14 protein-coding genes are annotated in these 15,110 nt (G+C 69.4%); 9 read left to right on the top strand and 5 right to left on the bottom strand.

Annotation, left to right across the window (positions count from 1 at the left end; genetic code table 11):
• Window positions 1–17: 17 nt before the first annotated feature.
• Window positions 18–2,519, top strand: a complete 2,502-nt coding sequence (locus tag LNW72_RS41555; protein ID WP_250974114.1) for an NlpC/P60 family protein — start codon at window positions 18–20, stop codon at window positions 2,517–2,519.
• A 146-nt stretch (window positions 2,520–2,665) separates the two neighbouring features.
• On the opposite strand, the gene LNW72_RS04295 is transcribed toward LNW72_RS41555, so the two are convergent.
• On the bottom strand, window positions 2,666–3,730 hold the full coding sequence (locus tag LNW72_RS04295) for a glycoside hydrolase family 19 protein (RefSeq protein WP_250980016.1): 1,065 nt from the start codon (window positions 3,728–3,730) through the stop codon (window positions 2,666–2,668).
• 255 nt (window positions 3,731–3,985) lie between these two features.
• Here LNW72_RS04295 and LNW72_RS04290 point away from each other — a divergent pair, with 255 nt between their 5' ends.
• Both LNW72_RS04290 and merB read left to right on the top strand, forming a co-directional pair.
• Complete coding sequence (locus LNW72_RS04290) at window positions 3,986–4,525, top strand: 2'-5' RNA ligase family protein (RefSeq protein WP_250974113.1); 540 nt, start codon at window positions 3,986–3,988, stop codon at window positions 4,523–4,525.
• A 308-nt stretch (window positions 4,526–4,833) separates the two neighbouring features.
• Window positions 4,834–5,523, top strand: coding sequence for an organomercurial lyase (merB, locus tag LNW72_RS41550; protein WP_250974112.1), 690 nt, complete (start codon window positions 4,834–4,836; stop codon window positions 5,521–5,523).
• 55 nt (window positions 5,524–5,578) lie between these two features.
• Here the strand turns inward: merB and LNW72_RS04280 are convergent, their stop codons facing one another.
• Window positions 5,579–6,496, bottom strand: coding sequence for an alpha/beta fold hydrolase (locus tag LNW72_RS04280; RefSeq protein ID WP_250974111.1), 918 nt, complete (start codon window positions 6,494–6,496; stop codon window positions 5,579–5,581).
• A 421-nt stretch (window positions 6,497–6,917) separates the two neighbouring features.
• Here LNW72_RS04280 and LNW72_RS04275 point away from each other — a divergent pair, with 421 nt between their 5' ends.
• On the top strand, window positions 6,918–7,601 hold the full coding sequence (locus LNW72_RS04275; RefSeq protein ID WP_250980015.1) for a family 16 glycosylhydrolase: 684 nt from the start codon (window positions 6,918–6,920) through the stop codon (window positions 7,599–7,601).
• 119 nt (window positions 7,602–7,720) lie between these two features.
• Window positions 7,721–7,996, top strand: coding sequence for a DUF2087 domain-containing protein (locus LNW72_RS04270; RefSeq protein WP_250974110.1), 276 nt, complete (start codon window positions 7,721–7,723; stop codon window positions 7,994–7,996).
• Window positions 7,997–8,168: 172 nt separating this feature from the next.
• Here LNW72_RS04270 and LNW72_RS04265 read toward each other — a convergent pair whose 3' ends face one another.
• From LNW72_RS04265 to LNW72_RS04255, 3 genes are all read right to left on the bottom strand, one after another.
• Window positions 8,169–9,875, bottom strand: coding sequence for an MFS transporter (locus tag LNW72_RS04265; RefSeq protein ID WP_250974109.1), 1,707 nt, complete (start codon window positions 9,873–9,875; stop codon window positions 8,169–8,171).
• A 293-nt stretch (window positions 9,876–10,168) separates the two neighbouring features.
• Window positions 10,169–10,462, bottom strand: coding sequence for a DUF4190 domain-containing protein (locus LNW72_RS04260; RefSeq protein WP_250974108.1), 294 nt, complete (start codon window positions 10,460–10,462; stop codon window positions 10,169–10,171).
• A gap of 47 nt (window positions 10,463–10,509) precedes the next feature.
• Window positions 10,510–10,668: a hypothetical protein gene (locus LNW72_RS04255; RefSeq protein WP_250974107.1), complete on the bottom strand. Its 159-nt coding sequence runs from the start codon at window positions 10,666–10,668 to the stop codon at window positions 10,510–10,512.
• A gap of 102 nt (window positions 10,669–10,770) precedes the next feature.
• On the opposite strand from LNW72_RS04255, the gene LNW72_RS04250 reads away from it, so the two are divergent.
• The 4 genes from LNW72_RS04250 (at window position 10,771) to LNW72_RS04235 (ending at window position 15,056) form a co-directional block, all read left to right on the top strand.
• Window positions 10,771–11,391 carry a TetR family transcriptional regulator gene (locus tag LNW72_RS04250; RefSeq protein ID WP_250974106.1) on the top strand — a complete coding sequence of 207 codons (621 nt, stop codon included), beginning with the start codon at window positions 10,771–10,773 and terminating at the stop codon, window positions 11,389–11,391.
• 135 nt (window positions 11,392–11,526) lie between these two features.
• A complete protein-coding gene (locus LNW72_RS04245) occupies window positions 11,527–11,718 on the top strand; it encodes a DUF1059 domain-containing protein (RefSeq protein WP_250974105.1) in 192 nt (63 codons plus the stop codon).
• A gap of 312 nt (window positions 11,719–12,030) precedes the next feature.
• A complete protein-coding gene (locus LNW72_RS04240; RefSeq protein ID WP_250974104.1) occupies window positions 12,031–13,500 on the top strand; it encodes an aldehyde dehydrogenase family protein in 1,470 nt (489 codons plus the stop codon).
• Complete coding sequence (locus LNW72_RS04235) at window positions 13,497–15,056, top strand: APC family permease (protein ID WP_250974103.1); 1,560 nt, start codon at window positions 13,497–13,499, stop codon at window positions 15,054–15,056. Before LNW72_RS04240 ends, LNW72_RS04235 begins: the two co-directional genes overlap by 4 nt.
• The last annotated feature ends 54 nt before the right edge of the window (window positions 15,057–15,110 follow it).

Raw genomic sequence — 15,110 nt, 5'->3', positions numbered from 1 at the left:
GCTCTCGTACAGTGAATGTGACTACCAGGTCGAGGCTGCCACGGTGGCTTCTGCTCCTCTCCGTCCTGCTGGCGATGGTGGCGGCCACGACGCTCGGCGCGGCCCCGGACGCCCGCGCCGACTATCCGAATCCTGATCCGGGGGACCCGGTCTGCGGGCCCAGTTGGGTGGTGATCTCGGCGTACGGCACCGAGGAGGACACCACACACCAGGGCGCCGGGATGGAATGGGGTTCCAGCGGCGTCAACAGCTGGTTCATCGCAGGGATCGTGCAGTCCCTGCACGACAAGGGCGTCCAGGACCAGGCGATCAAGGTCCGCAACCTCAAGTACCCGGCGTCACTGATCTCCCGCCCGTTGCCCGGCGGCCTGCCGGACTACTGGACGGGTCTGGGCATCGGCCGTGACCGGCTGGCCGGCGAGGTCAACTTCTACGCGGGGTGCGCCAACCATCCCCATCTGATCCTGCTGGGCTACTCGATGGGCGCGCACGTCGTGAAGTCGGCACTGCAGCTGCCCGTCGTGCAGTCCCACGCGGACACCATCGGCGCCGTGCTCACCGTCGCCGACCCGAGCCGCAACAACGGCCAGATCGGCATGGCGCAGGCCGGTGCGATGCTCACCATCAACCCGGACTTCAGCACGGGCACGTCCGCCGTCGCCGACGGCGGCCTGCTGGGGCGGCTGAACGTTCCCGGAGCCTTCGCCGGATTCATCGGCGACGGCCGGTACTTCGACGTGTGCCGCACCGACGACCACGTCTGCAACCGTCCCGGGCCGCCCAGTACGGACGACCTGGTGCAGCAGTTCGCGTACAGCCTTCCCGCACACACCCAGTACGGCGCCGGTGACCACGGCGCGACGGCGAACCGCATGGCGGCCAAGGCGGTGTCCACCGCGGTCAGCTTCGCCGCATCGGGCGGATCGGATCCCAACCCCAACACCCCGTGCGCACCGCACACCGACACCGACCCGATGGGCGCCGCCGCCATCGCGGCGGCCTGCTCCGTCATCGCGCAGGACACCTGGTACACCTGGGGCGGCGGACACAGCGTCTCGCCACCGCAGGCGACGTTCGGCTCGGTCGACCGGTCCGACCCCGTGCGCAGTGCCAACGACCCGTTCCGCAAGGGCTTCGACTGCTCCGGCTACGTCCGCTTCGCCTACTACAAGGCCGCCGGGTACGACATCATCGGTGACCGCACGGCGGACTCGGCCTACCGGGCGCCGTGGTCGGTGCGGTTCGGTCCGCCGATGGGTGAGAGCGTGCTGCGGGCCGGGGACATCGTCTACTTCGGCACCTCCGCGAGCATCCATCACACCGCGGTCTATCTGGGCACCGGGCTGATCGCCGAGGCCCCGCAGTCCAACGAGAAGATCCGGGTGTCACCCATGTCCAACCACCACGACTACATGGGCGCGGTCCGCCCGTCGGGCTCCGGCAGCGGGGGCGGCGGGGGCGTCGGCGGTCCCAACTCCACCTGGGGCACGGACGTCCGCACGCACACCACACCGTCGACGTCGGGGCCGGTGTACACGACGCTCAGCGGTCCGACGGCGATCCGTATCGACTGCCAGAAGCACGCCCAGTCGGTCACGGCCGAGGGCTACACCAATGACGTCTGGTCGCATCTGCCGGACATCGGTGGCAGCTGGGTCTCCAACATCTATGTCCGCGGACCGGCGTGGCTCCCCAACATCCCGGCCTGTGACGGTTCGCCGCCGGGAGCTGGTGCCCACTCCACCTGGGGCACCAATGTCAACATCCGGGCGATCCCCTCGGCCGCCGGCCGGCTGGTGACCACCCTGGCCGGCCCGACGGACATCGACATCTCCTGCCAGAAGCACGCCGAGTCGGTGACGGCGTCGGGCATCACCAACGACGCGTGGAGCTTCCTGCCCAACTACAACGGCTGGGCGTCGAACATCTTCGTCAAGGGCGCCGCCTGGCTGGTCGACGTCCCCACCTGTGGAGGCGGCAGCGGCGGGGCGGTGGGCGGCGATCACATGACGTGGGGCACCAACGTCTACCTGCACACCGCTCCGACGGCCACCAGTGAGCGGGCGGACCTGCTCCCCGGCCCGACCGCGGTGACGATCGACTGCCAGGTGCACGGCCAGTCGGTGACGGCCGAGGGCATCACCAACGACGGCTGGAGCCACCTCGCCGACCGACAGGCGTGGATCTCCAACATCTATGTCAAGGGCGCCGCCTGGCTCGACGGCGTGCCGGCCTGCGACGGTGATCCTGGCAGTCCGGGCGGCGAGACCCACGGCAACACCCGTACGACCTGGGGCACCAACGTGCGCGTCCACCAGGACGCCACCTCCGCGTCGGGGGTGGTCACCACGCTGGCGGGGCCGACCCAGGTGACCGTGGTGTGCCAGAAGCACAGCGAGAGCGTCACCGCCGACGGCTACACCAACGACGGCTGGAGCCGGCTGGCGGACCAGCAGGGCTGGATCAGCAACATCTACATCAAGGGGCCGGCCTGGGACGACTCCCTGCCCACCTGCTGACAACCGGAGCCCGGAGCCCGGAGCCCGAACAACTGACACCGACAACTGATGACTGACAACTGACGACTGACGAACGGCTCACGGACACGGCGGTCGGATCGCCGTGTCCGTGAGCCGTTCCGTCCGGACGTCCGGAGAAGCGGGACTCAGCAGCCCAGGTTGTTGCCGGCCGGGACACCGAGGATCTGGACGAAGCGCTGGTAGGCGTCGATCCGGCTCTGCACCTGGGCGGGGTTGCCGCCGTTGCATTCGATGCTTCCGTTGATGCTGCGGATGGTCTCGCCGAAGCCGGCACCGTTGACCATGGCGTTGTGCGGGGTCATGGTGCCGGGACCGCTCTGGGTGTTCCAGTACCACAGGCCGGTCTTCCAGGCGACGGACGAGTCGTTCTGGACGAGGTTGGGGTTGTGGAGCAGATCGATGCCGAGTGCATCGCCCGCGGCCTTGTAGTTGAAGTTCCAGCTCAGCTGGATCGGACCGCGCCCGTAGTACGCGGCCTGGCCGGCGGGGCAGCCGTAGGACTGGCTCGCGTCGCAGTAGTGGGGGTAGTTGGCGGTGTTCTGCTCGACGATGTAGACGAGTCCGCCGGTCTCGTGGTTGACGTTGGCCAGGAACGCGGCGGCTTCCTGCCGCTTGACGGTGTCGCTCCCGGTGTTGGCGAAGCCGGGGTAGGCGCTGAGGGCCGCGGTCAGGCCGCTGTAGGAGTAGAACGAGTTGCGGCTCGGGAACATCTGGTTGAACTGGGACTCGCTGACCGGGAAGCCACTCTGGCCGGGCGGTGTGGTCGGCGATCCGCCGCAGGTGTACGGCTCCCAGTACCAGGTGCTGATGACCGGGTCGTAGCCGGGATTGTCGTGCTCGGCCCGGTACGCGTTGCCGTCGGTGTACTTGACGACGTCACCGGTGACGTAGGCCCGGCCCGCGACCCACGCGGGGTAGTCGCACGATCCGGTGCCGCCGGTGGTGCCGCCGGAGCCACCCGTACTGCCGCAGGCACCCTGATCGGCCCAGACCGCGGCGTTGCCGGGGGTCTCGTTCTGGGTCCACCACTTCGCGGACCAGTTGTGACCGTTGTAGGACGCGGACAGGCCGCCGGTGTACACCGTGGAGGCGTTCCACGCGGTCGTACACTGCGCGGCGGAAGCGGTGGAGGCCAGCGGTACGAGGACCGCCAGTCCGACCGCGACGATCAGAGCGGTGAGGAACGCCATGATCCGTTTTCTTGACACGGGGCCACTCCTAGTGGGGGATCGAGTGGGGATAGCCCTGCACTCAACCCGATTGGTCTGGACCTGTCAAGGTCTGGACCAATAGTGCGCGAGGTCCGAGCCGTTCGCCAACGAGCCGCCCCCAACGAGCCGCCGCCGGGGAACCGTTGGCGGCGGCTGCGATAGCCTCCTGGGCAGTGACGGCCGTGACCGCCGTGACGGTGGCAGTGACGGCAGGACGATCGACGGGACCGGAGCATGGCGTCAGAGGGCAGTGCGCGGCATCCGGCGGGCCGAACGGCGTTGGTCATCAAGGTGCCGGAGGCGGAATCCCTGGTGGGGGAGTGGCGACGGCGGTTCGACCCCGCCGCGGCGACCGGGGTCCCGGCGCATGTGTCGGTGCTCTACCCGTTCCTGGACCACGCGCGGATCGATGCTCCCGCCATCGAGGCCCTGCGGGAGTCGCTGGGCGCTCACGCCCCGTTCGAGCTGAGCTTCCGCCACTGCGGACGCTTTCCCGCGATGCTCCATCTCGTCCCCGAACCGGACGGCCCCCTCCGGACGCTCACCCGTGGCGTCGTCGACCGCTGGCCGGAGGCACAGCCGTACGGCGGCCGGTACTCCGACGCGGCACCCCATCTGACCGTCGCCTACAGCCCGGATCCGGGCGTGTTCGACACGATCGAGAGCGCTCTGACGGCCGGGCTTCCCTTCACGACCCGCGTCGCCGCGGTGCAGCTCGTGGTCTGGGACGGCGCCCACTGGCATGACGCGGAGACGTTCCCGCTGCGCGGCTGAGCAGCAGGACCGGATCCGGCCGCTGGGCCGTACGGGTCACTCCGTCAGACAGGGGCAGGACGTCACGCTCTCCAGATTCACCGGGCAGCCGTTGTCCGGACCTCTGACGCAGGCACCATCTCCGCAGCACGAGCAGTTGCCGCAGTAGGTCGACAGCAGCCGCGGCTGCCGGGACATCTGGACCGGGCCGTTCACATCACGTTGTTCTTCCACAGTGGACTGGATACCACCGGCGGCCACGTTCCGCCCGTCGTCGGTCCGGTGCGCGTCGGCGTGCCGGATGACGGAGGCGGCGTGATCCTGGAGCCGTGACCGGGGAGGAGTCCCAGCGGACGCCGACCTGGCCGCGTACCCACTCGGAGACCCAGGAGACCGGTATGGACGCGCGGGCGCAGGACCTCTCCGATCAACTGGTCGCCAAGTGGACCTCGGCCCAGGGGGTGGAGACCACCACCGCCGGAGCGGTGGTGGTGAACGGCCTGCTGCGATACGGGCCGCTCGGCCCGGAGACGGCCGGGGAACTGCTCGGCTGGCCCTCCGAGCGGGTGATCGAGCGCTTTCGCGAGATGAACTTCGCTCTCGAGACCGACGACCGCGGCCTCATCGTCGGCGCCGGCGTCTCCCTCGACGCGGGCCGGCCGCACACCATGGAACTCCAGGGGCGCCTCGTGCACGGCTGGTGTGCCATGGACGTGCTGATGTTCCCGCTGGTCCTCAAGGAGGAGCGGAGCGCCGTCGCCTCCCGCTGTCAGGCCGGCGGCGGTGCCGTCACCCTGACGGTCACGCCTGACGGGGTGCGCGACGTCGTCCCCGCGGAGGCCGCCGTGACGCTCGCGCCCGCCACCGGAGGGGACATCCGCGAGGTCTTCTGCGACCGCGTCAACTTCTACGCGTCGCCGGCGCTCGCGAAGGAGGCCACCGCACGCGACCCCGACCTGGCGGCCTGCACGGTCGAGGAGGCGTGGGCGGTCGGCAAGCGGCTGGCCGGCCTGTTCTGAACCGCCCGGCCTGCGGTCCGCCCGCACGATCCTCACCCGTGGACGAGGGGTGCGGTCAGGACGAACCCGCCAGTTCCACCAGGTGCTGGGCCACCGCCCGGGCGCCTTCGTCGCCGATGAGGATGGTGTAGTGGTTGGTGGCCGCCAGCTTCAGCGGGGTGACGTTCGGGTGGTCCAGGCCGGCCGCGGCCAGCCGCTCCTCGTCGTACAGCCCCTGCGGCTCGTCCATCAGACCGCGCTCCGCCCACAACAGCCGGGCACGGCCGGGCAGATGGTGGACGGCGGCCAGGACGTCCTCGGAGAACAGGTCGACACCGTCGGTGCGCACCGCCTCGATCCGGCAGGAGGACCGCAGTTCCGGCTCCTGCCCGACCAGGTCGCGCTGGAGATAGGCGTCCACCCAGGGCTCCCAGGGGGAGCCGAACGCCGGATGCGCCTGCCAGAAGGACCGGTAGGTGGCGCGGTCCGGGAAGGCCATCGACAGCCGGCTCATGGCCGGTCCGATGACAGCCGCGATCAGCTCGTCGGGTTCCAGCTCCAGCGGTGCCGGGAAGCCGACCGCGCCGTCCACCAGCAGCAGGGAGGGGAACCGGTCCGGGTGGCGTACCGCGGCCACGGCCGCCACGAAGGCGCCCATGGAGTGTCCGGCCAGCACCACGCGCCGCGCACCGACCGCCGCCATCAGAGCCGCCGCGTCATCGGCGTGGCGGGCGATCCCGTACGGTCCCGGCACCGCGGCGCTGCCCGCCCGCCCGCGCAGATCGGGGGCGAGCAGGGTGACGCGGCCCGCCAGATGATGGGCCACCCGCGCCCAGGACAGGGCGTTGCCGGTGATCCCGTGCAGCGCCAGCACCACCGGCGCGTCCGGCACGACCGCCGGCCAGCGCAGTACGGCGAGCTCCCCTCCCTCGACGGGGACGGTGAACTCCTCGAACGTTTCCGACTCGACGGCGGGGACTGGATTCTGCGTCATGACGCGGGCATCTCTTTCCGTTCGGCGGACTCGGCCTCTGTCATGGTGCGCCCGGTGGCCCGTGAGGACCAGGCGACGTGAACCCCCTGAGAGGTCGCGCCCTTCGAGCGCTGTTCGTATTCAGCGCCGACGCAGGTCGTATCGTACGGGTGGTGCCGCGCGTCGTTCCGGGCGCGCCGGGGAATGATTCCCCTAGCATGAAGCCGAGTTGAAAGCCCGATCCTCTTTCCCGTCCGCCCTGTTCTGTCACCGTATGCATCAACCGGGGCCTGATGACGGCCTCCGTTTTCGAGTTTCGAGTTCGCGTTTCGATTTCGAGAGGAGGGGCAACGTGAACCAACGAGGATCGGTGCTCCTGGAATGGCTCACCAACAAACTCGGGCCCAAGCATTCCGTTCCCGCACCCGGCGGACCGCCGCCGATGGAGGGGAACACGCGCTCCACGGAGGAGAACCTCCGGTTCACGGCGGACTTCACCTCGCAGGAGCAGTGGGTCGCCGGGCATTCATGGGCGTATCCGGACGGCGGGCCGGTGAATCCGGGGGACGACAAACTCGATCACCTCGTGACCGATGCCGACTACTGCCGCAGCGGATCGTTCCGGGCGACCCGCCGGTCCGACGGCAACTGGAACACCGGACTGCTGACCACCGAAGGCAGTGCGGAGGAATTCACCCTCCGTACCGGCGACATTCTGGAGACCCGGGTCCGGCTGCCCGAGGCGATCGGGGCCTGGCCGGCGATCTGGACGTGGCGGGACGGCGGAAACGAGATCGACGTATTCGAATACCATCCCGACAATCCGCATCTGCTGGAATTGTCGAACCATGTCAGGGGCGCCCACCGCTCCTACACCGACGCGTCGATCCATCCCGGCGCCTGGGTGGATCTGAAGGTCGAGTTCCGTGCGAGATCCGTTATCTGGTGGGTCAACGGCACCCGGGCCTTCGCCGACGGGAAGGGCGTGGGCCGCAACTGGCACGCCTACGTGATCGTGAACCTCTCGGTGTGCGGCGGCAGATACCACCCGGCGCCGGAGGCGGACGTGACGGCCATGTCGTACGAGGTCGACCACCTGCGCGTCCGTGCGTCCGCGCGCCCCTGAACGACCTGGGGATGTCGACGGAGATGGCAATGGCGTCCCGGTGAGTACGTGATCCGCAGATCCGCCGGCCCCCGAAAACACGTTGCCGGGCGGTCGGCGGGTGGGGGAGGCTTCCGGTCATGTCCGACAACGATCCAAGCAGTTCACAAGGGGTGGCCGGCCTGTTCTCCCACGGGAGACTGGTAGCGATCCCGCGCAAGACCGTCCGCCGCGAGCAGCTGCTCGTCCACCTCACGGAGACCCTGTTCGAGCGGGACCGGGAGTACACCGAGCGAGAGGTCAACGAGGCGCTCCACACGGTGCACGAAGACAGCTCGGCGCTGCGCCGGTATCTGGTGGAGGGCGGCCTGCTGGCCCGGACGAGGGACGGCGCGAGCTACCGGCGCGTCCACTGACCGGATGCGGGGCCCCCTGGCTGCGAGTGGGTGCGGCTGGGCACGCGTACGGCCATGCCGTGTCGCCCGGCGTCTACTGGCTGCAGACCGGGACGGTGAACGCCCGCGTCACCGGATTCCTGGTGACGCGGGCGAGACCACTGGGCTCGGGACCGACTGAAGGGCGCTGCTGTCAGGCGCGTTCCGCCGTGAGGGCCGCCAGTTCGCGGTCGACGGCGAGTTGGTGCTCATCGGCGTCCTCCCGGGCCTTCTTGGGGCTCCATCGTCCGGACATCACGAAGATGAACGGAAGGAAGAGCACCTGGCCGCCGACGCAGATCCACCACCAGGTGCGCCACTGACCGGGGCCGTCCTTGGCGGCCTTCTGCACCTTGGGGCCGTACTCCTGCAGCAACCGCAGCTGGGGCTGGGCCTTCTGGACCACCGCGAGGTCGGCGGGTCCGACCTCCTTCACCGCGCGCGCCGTGAGGTCCGGCGGGATGGCGGTCGGCGGGAATTTGCCGAGTTCGGCGAACAGCTCCTGGTGCGCGCCGACCACGGCGAGGGCCGGACCCGCCTGGACCTGGGCCGCCTGTACTTCGGCACCGTGGTCGACCAGCGGGGTGACGGCCGTGACGAGGACCGGGATGAAGGCGGCGGAGACCGCGACGACGGCCCGGATGATCCAGCCCCAGATCGCCAGACCGGTGGCCGTGGCGGCCGGGTTGTGCTTCTCCACCGTCTCGGTGAAGCTCGCCATCCACGGTGCGTAGGCGAACCCGGCGAAGGCGCCGATGCCGACGAACAGCCAGGCGAAGGTGTAGTAGTCGGTGCCCGGATGCGTGGCGCGCATCGCGAACGCGGCGGTGACCACGATCGAGCCGAGCGCCCCGACGACCATGAACGGCTTGCGCACCCGGAGCCGGTCCGACAGCAGGCCGGCCACCACCAGGGCCACGGCGTTCGCGGCCCAGTACCAGTTGGCCACCGCGTTGGCGCGCTGCTCGGTGTAGCTGAAGACGGTCGCGAAGAACACGACGAAGTTCCCGACCGCGGCGAAGTACAGCAACAGGTAGACGCTGATGGCGAACGCCGAGCCGACCACGTCCAGCCGGAGCATCTGGCGCCAGTGCCCCTGCTGGACGGCCTGCGGGTCCATGCCCTTGGCGCGGACCTCGACCAGGGCGCGGTCGCGCAGACTGACCATGATCTGGTCGCGGAGCGCGGGCGAGAGCTCGCGCAGTGCGAACAGCGCGATGACGAAGACGACGAGTCCGGAGGCGCCGGAGTACCGCAGTTCGTCCTGCCAGCTGGCTGTGTCCAGGGTGTGGCTGGTGACCGTGGTGACGACGAGGCTGCCGATCACCGGGCCCATCGTCCAGTACCCCATGGCGGTGGCCCGCCCGAGCTGCGGGGAGAAGTCACGGATCAGCGCGGGGGTGGCGACCAGGACGACACCCTCGATGAAGCTCACACAGGTGAAGAGCGCCAGGTACATGCCCTTGGAGGAGGCGTTGGGCAGTCCGAACAGGACGAGCAGCGCGGCGATCAGCAGCCCGTAGACGACCATGTTGGCCCGCCCCCAGCGGTCCGCGAGGCCGGCGGCCAGTGATGCGAAGGCTCCCACCGCGTTGCCGACGACCGAGACCCAGATGAAGTAGCTGTAGGTCATGTGGAAGTGCGCGATGATCGAAGTGGCGACCGCGTACTGGATGTACAGCATGTAGTACAGGACAACGGTGGTCACGACGACGATCGCCAGGTACGCCATACGGCGGCCGGTGGCGGGATAGTGCGCGAGGTCGCGGTGCCACAGGCGGGCGGCGAGGCCGGGCCGGGGTCTGGCGGGCGGTTCGGGGACGGCGTTGGCTTCGTCGTGCAACGACGGGGGCGTGGCCATGCGGCTCCTCCTATACGGATGTGCCGAGCGGAGCGCCTTCGGGGGGCGTGGCCAGAGGGTAGTACCGACCAGTCGGTACGGCCTAGATGTGTGCACGAAGGATTCGAACCCGTTCGACACGGCGCGACGGGATCGTCGAGCGCCGTGTTCCGGCCGGTGAGGAGTTCAGCTCTCCGGACTGCCGACCCGGCCCCTGAGGAACGGGGCCAGGGAGTCCTGGAGTCGCTGGTCATGGGCCGCCGAGAGGCCGGTGGCCGGGGTGTCGTCCGCCGGGGCGTCGGCCGGCGGGTCGGTCAGAACTGCCAGAGCACGCCGTGGTTGGCGATCGTCATGACCAGCAGGATGCCGAGGTCGGCGACGCCGAGGGCCAGGCCGATCAGGGCGCGGCCGCGGCGCTGGGTGCCCTTGGCGAGCGCGGTGCAGGCCAGCGCGATGGCGCAGGGGCCGAGCACGAGGTTGAGGACGAGCAGGCCGGGCAGGCCGAGCAGGAACGAGGCGACGGCCATGCCGTCGGCGTCCTTGCGCTCCCGGGTCGACTGCGTGGTGGGCGTGGTGGGCGAGGCGAGCTGGGTGTTGACGGCGTTCATGGTGTTTCCCCCTTGCTAATTGGTGTGGAACCGGGTGGTTCTGCTGGTCAGCGGTGGTTCCGGACGCGGGCGATGCCCTCGCGGACGCCGAAGGCCAGCAGCCAGGCGACGATCAGGGCCGACGCGACGGTGAAGACCGAGAGCGAGGTGTGGGCGGCGGCGCCCATCAGGATGCCCATGGCCATGAGGAGTACGACGAGGCTCATCTGCGGTCCCTCCTTGGGGAGTTGGGTAGTTCGGGTAACAACTGTTCACTGAGTGAGAGTCTACCCTGGCAAATTTCGGAGAACAGATGTTTACTGAATGACATGAGTCACACCCTCGGCGTCCGACAGGCCCGTAAGCAGCAGACCCGCCAGGCCCTCCTGGATGCCGCGCTGGGCCTGCTGGAGCACCAGAATCTGAGCAGTCTCGGGCTGCGCGAGGTCACCCGCGCGGTGGGCGTTTCGCCCACCGCGTTCTACCGGCACTTCCAGGACCTGTCGGATCTCGGGGTCGCCCTGGTCGAGGAGTCGCTCGGCAGCCTGCATTCGGCGATCCAGGCGGCGATGGCCGAGCAGCGGGATCCTGACCGGCTGATCGACCGCACGGTGGAGATCATCGCCGGCCATGTCCTCGACCACCGGCCGCACATCCGCTTCATCGCCCGCGAACGGCACGGCGGCGTCCGTCCGGTGCGCGAGGCGATCGCCACCCAGCTGACGCACTTCGCCGACGAGGTGGCCGCCGGCCTCGCTCTGCAGCCCGTCTCCGACGGCTGGTCGGACGACGACGTGCGGATGCTCGCCGAGCTCTACGTGGACCACATGGTGACCACCGCGTCCCAGTTCCTGGAGGCGACGCCGGAGGACGAGGAGCGCATCACCTCCACCGCACGCCGCCAGCTGCGGGTCATCAGCCTCGGCCGGCGGCATTGGCTCGACTCCTGAAGCGGTCCGCAACCTGGTGTTCTTCGTCAGGAATACCTATATTTGTGGTATATAGCCCAGCGCCTGCCCCCATGGCTTCGGCTCCAGTGCCCACAGGCCGGCGGTACGGCGGCCCGGGCGGACTGGAGGTTTGTCATGCGTAAGGTCGCCGACTGCCGGGACATGCCCAGCGAATCCGGTTGCACGCTGACCATCGCCGGCGAGGAGGATGAGGTCGTACGCGCGGCGTCCGAGCATGCCGCGTCGGTCCACGGACACGCGGACACCCCGGAGCTGCGCGAGATGGTCCGCGGAAGCCTGAAGGACGAAGCCCCGCAACACGTCTGAACGAGCGGACGTCTGAACGCGTGGGCCGGCCCGAAGCCGTGGCCCGTCCGAACCCGGGGTCGAGGTCCCGCTCCACCAGTACTGCCGGACTCCGCCGCACTGACCTGCGGCGGAGCCTCCGTATGTCCGCTTCATGGTGACGGGTGATTAGACCGCATGGGTTACGCATGGTTTCCGGATTTGCGGACAGATGCGCGGAGGGACGCCGTCCGGTTGGCCGCTCGTGTGCTGCGGACGCCGGATGGTCGCCTTAGTGTCGGATAACAGACCGTCACAAGACCGCACAGCCCAACACGAACTGCAGGAGCCTTCATGCCGGAGCTGTTCATCGGCGGCCAGTGGACCGCCGCCTCCGACGGGCAGGTGCGCGAGATCCGTTGTCCGGCGGACGGCAAGCTGGTCGCCACCGTCGACGAGGCGGGTCCCCAGGACGCCGCGGCCGCGGTGGGCGCCGCACGTGAGGCGTTCGACAACGGGCCCTGGCCCGGCACACCGGCCGCCCAGCGTGGCCGGCTGCTGCTGCGGGTCGCCGACCTGCTCGAGCGCGACAAGGCCGCCTTCGCCCGCGCCGAATCCCTGGACACCGGGAAGCGGCTGGTCGAGAGCGAATACGACATGGACGACATCGCCAACTGCTTCCGGTACTTCGGCAATCTGGCCGCCTCGGGCGGCACCGACCGGGTCATCGACACCGGCAACCCGGAGACGGACAGCAGGGTGGTGCACGAGCCGGTCGGCGTCTGCTCCCTGATCACCCCGTGGAACTACCCGCTGCTGCAGACCGCGTGGAAGGTGGCCCCCGCGCTCGCGGCCGGCAACACCTTCGTGCTCAAGCCCAGCGAGCTGACCCCGCACACCGCCATCCTCCTGATGGGGCTGCTCAAGGAGGCCGGGCTGCCCGACGGCGTCGCCAACCTGGTGCTCGGCGCCGGGGCCGTCGCGGGAGCGCCGCTCAGCACGGACGAGCGCGTCGACCTGGTGTCCTTCACCGGCGGGCTGATCACCGGACGGCGCATCATGGCCGCCGCCGCGCCCACCGTGAAGAAGATCGCCCTGGAACTGGGCGGCAAGAACCCCAACATCGTCTTCGCCGACGCCGAGTTCGACACCGCGGTCGACTTCGCCCTGATGGCGGTGTTCCTGCACTCCGGGCAGGTCTGCTCGGCCGGCGCCCGGCTGCTGGTCCAGGACGAGCTGCACGACAGGTTCGTGGACGAGCTGGTGCGACGGGCCCAGGAGATCCGGCTCGGCGGCCCCTTCGACAAGGATGCCCGCACCGGCCCGCTGATCTCCGCCGCGCACCGCGACAAGGTCGAGGCGTATGTCGCGGCCGGCCTGGCGGAAGGGGCGGTGCTCCGCTGCGGCGGTGCGCGACCCGAGGACCCGGCGCTGGCCAACGGCTACTACTACCCGCCGACGGTGCTGGACGAGTGCACCCCTGGCATGTCCGTGGTCCGCGATGAATCGTTCGGCCCGGTGCTGACCGTCGAGCGGTTCCGTGACGAGGCCGAGGCGGTCGCGCTCGCCAATGACACCGTCTACGGACTGGCCGGAGCGGTCTGGACGCAGGACGGCGAACGTGCGCACCGGGTGGCCGCCCGGCTGCGCGTCGGAACCGTATGGATCAACGACTTCCATCCCTATGTGCCACAGGCTGAATGGGGCGGTATGAAGCAGTCCGGCGTCGGCCGTGAACTGGGCCCGGCCGGACTGGCCGAGTACCAGGAGGCCAAGCACATCTGGCGCAACACCGCGGCGCGTCCGCAGCGGTGGTTCGAATGAGCGCCCCCGGCCCGGCCCCCGAGCCGGTGAGCGGCGAGGTCGACAACGACGCGGCGCTCACCGAGCTCGGCTACAAGCCAGGACTCAAGCGCACGCTCGGCAACTTCCACACCTTCGCCGCCGGGATCAGCTACATCTCCATCCTGACCGGCACCTTCCAGCTGTTCTACTTCGGTGTCAGCTTCGGCGGGCCCGCCTACTGGTGGTCCTGGCCGATGGTCTTCATCGGCCAGCTGATGGTGGCGCTGTGCTTCTGCGAACTCGCGGCGCGCTTCCCCGTCGCGGGCTCGGTCTACAACTGGGCCAAGCAGACCGGCGGCCCGCACATCGGCTGGCTGGCCGGCTGGATGATGACGGTCGCGACCATGGTGTCGCTGGCCGCCGTGGCCCTGGCCTACCAGCTGACGCTCCCGCAGATCTCCAGCTGGTTCCAGATCATCGGCGACGGCACCGGCAAGTACGACGCGGCCGCCAACGCCGTACTGCTGGGCACGATCCTGATCATCTTCACCACCGTGGTGAACGCCTTCGGAGTGAAGCTGATGGCCACCATCAACTCCACCGGGGTCTTCATCGAGCTGATCGCCGCGGTCGTCCTGGTGATCCTGCTCGCCGCGCACATCACCCGCGGCCCGAGCGCCATCATGCACACCAACGGGCTCGGCCAGGGGCAGACGCTCGGCTACTTCGGCGCGTTCCTCACCGCCTCGCTCGCCTCGGCGTACGTGATGTACGGCTTCGACACCGCGTCCTCGCTCGGCGAGGAGTCCATCGACCCGGCCAGCAACGCCCCGCGGGCCATCCTGCGGGCGCTCATCGCCTCGTTCATCCTCGGCGGTCTGATCCTGCTCTTCGCGCTGCTGGCCACCCCGGACCTGCACGCCAAGGAACTCTCCGTGGACGGGCTCCAGTACGTGGTGAAGGCCACGCTCGGCGAGACGATCGGCCAGGCGGTGCTGTGGTGCGTCGTCATCGCCATCACCGTGTGCGCGCTGTCCGTGCAGACCGCGGGGCTGCGACTGGCCTTCGCGATGGCCCGGGACAACAACCTGCCGGCCGGCCACAAGCTGGCCAAGCTGCACCCCCGGTTCCAGACGCCGGTGCTGGCCACCTGTGTGATCGGGATCGTGGCGATCGCCATCCTGGTCGTCAACATCAACCAGCCGCAGATCTTCTCGGTGGTCACCAGCATCGCCATCATCATGATCTACGTCGCCTATCTGCTGGTCACCATGCCCATGCTGGTACAGCGGCTGCGCAGGAAGTGGAAACCGTCGACGGACCACTTCTCGCTCGGCCGGTGGGGCCTGCCGGTCAACATCCTGGCCGTGCTCTGGGGCATCGGGATGACCGTCAACCTGCTGTGGCCGCGCGCCGAGGTCTACAACGCCACCGGTCCCCAGCACTGGTACCTGCGCTGGGGCGGTGTCCTGTTCGTCAGCGTCGTCGCGGTCGGCGGCTTCGCCTACTACTGGTTCGTCCAGCGCAAGAAGACCGGCGTTCTCGCCGAACACGCCTTCGGCGCGGAGCCCGCACCGATCCACGGCGGGCCCTGACACGGGCCGCCCTGACCCGGGCCGTACGACCGGACCGTGGGACCGCACCGTGAG

Source organism: Streptomyces sp. RKAG293 (assembly GCF_023701745.1).
Lineage (GTDB): Bacteria > Actinomycetota > Actinomycetes > Streptomycetales > Streptomycetaceae > Actinacidiphila.
This window is presented reverse-complemented; position numbering and strand designations above follow the sequence as displayed.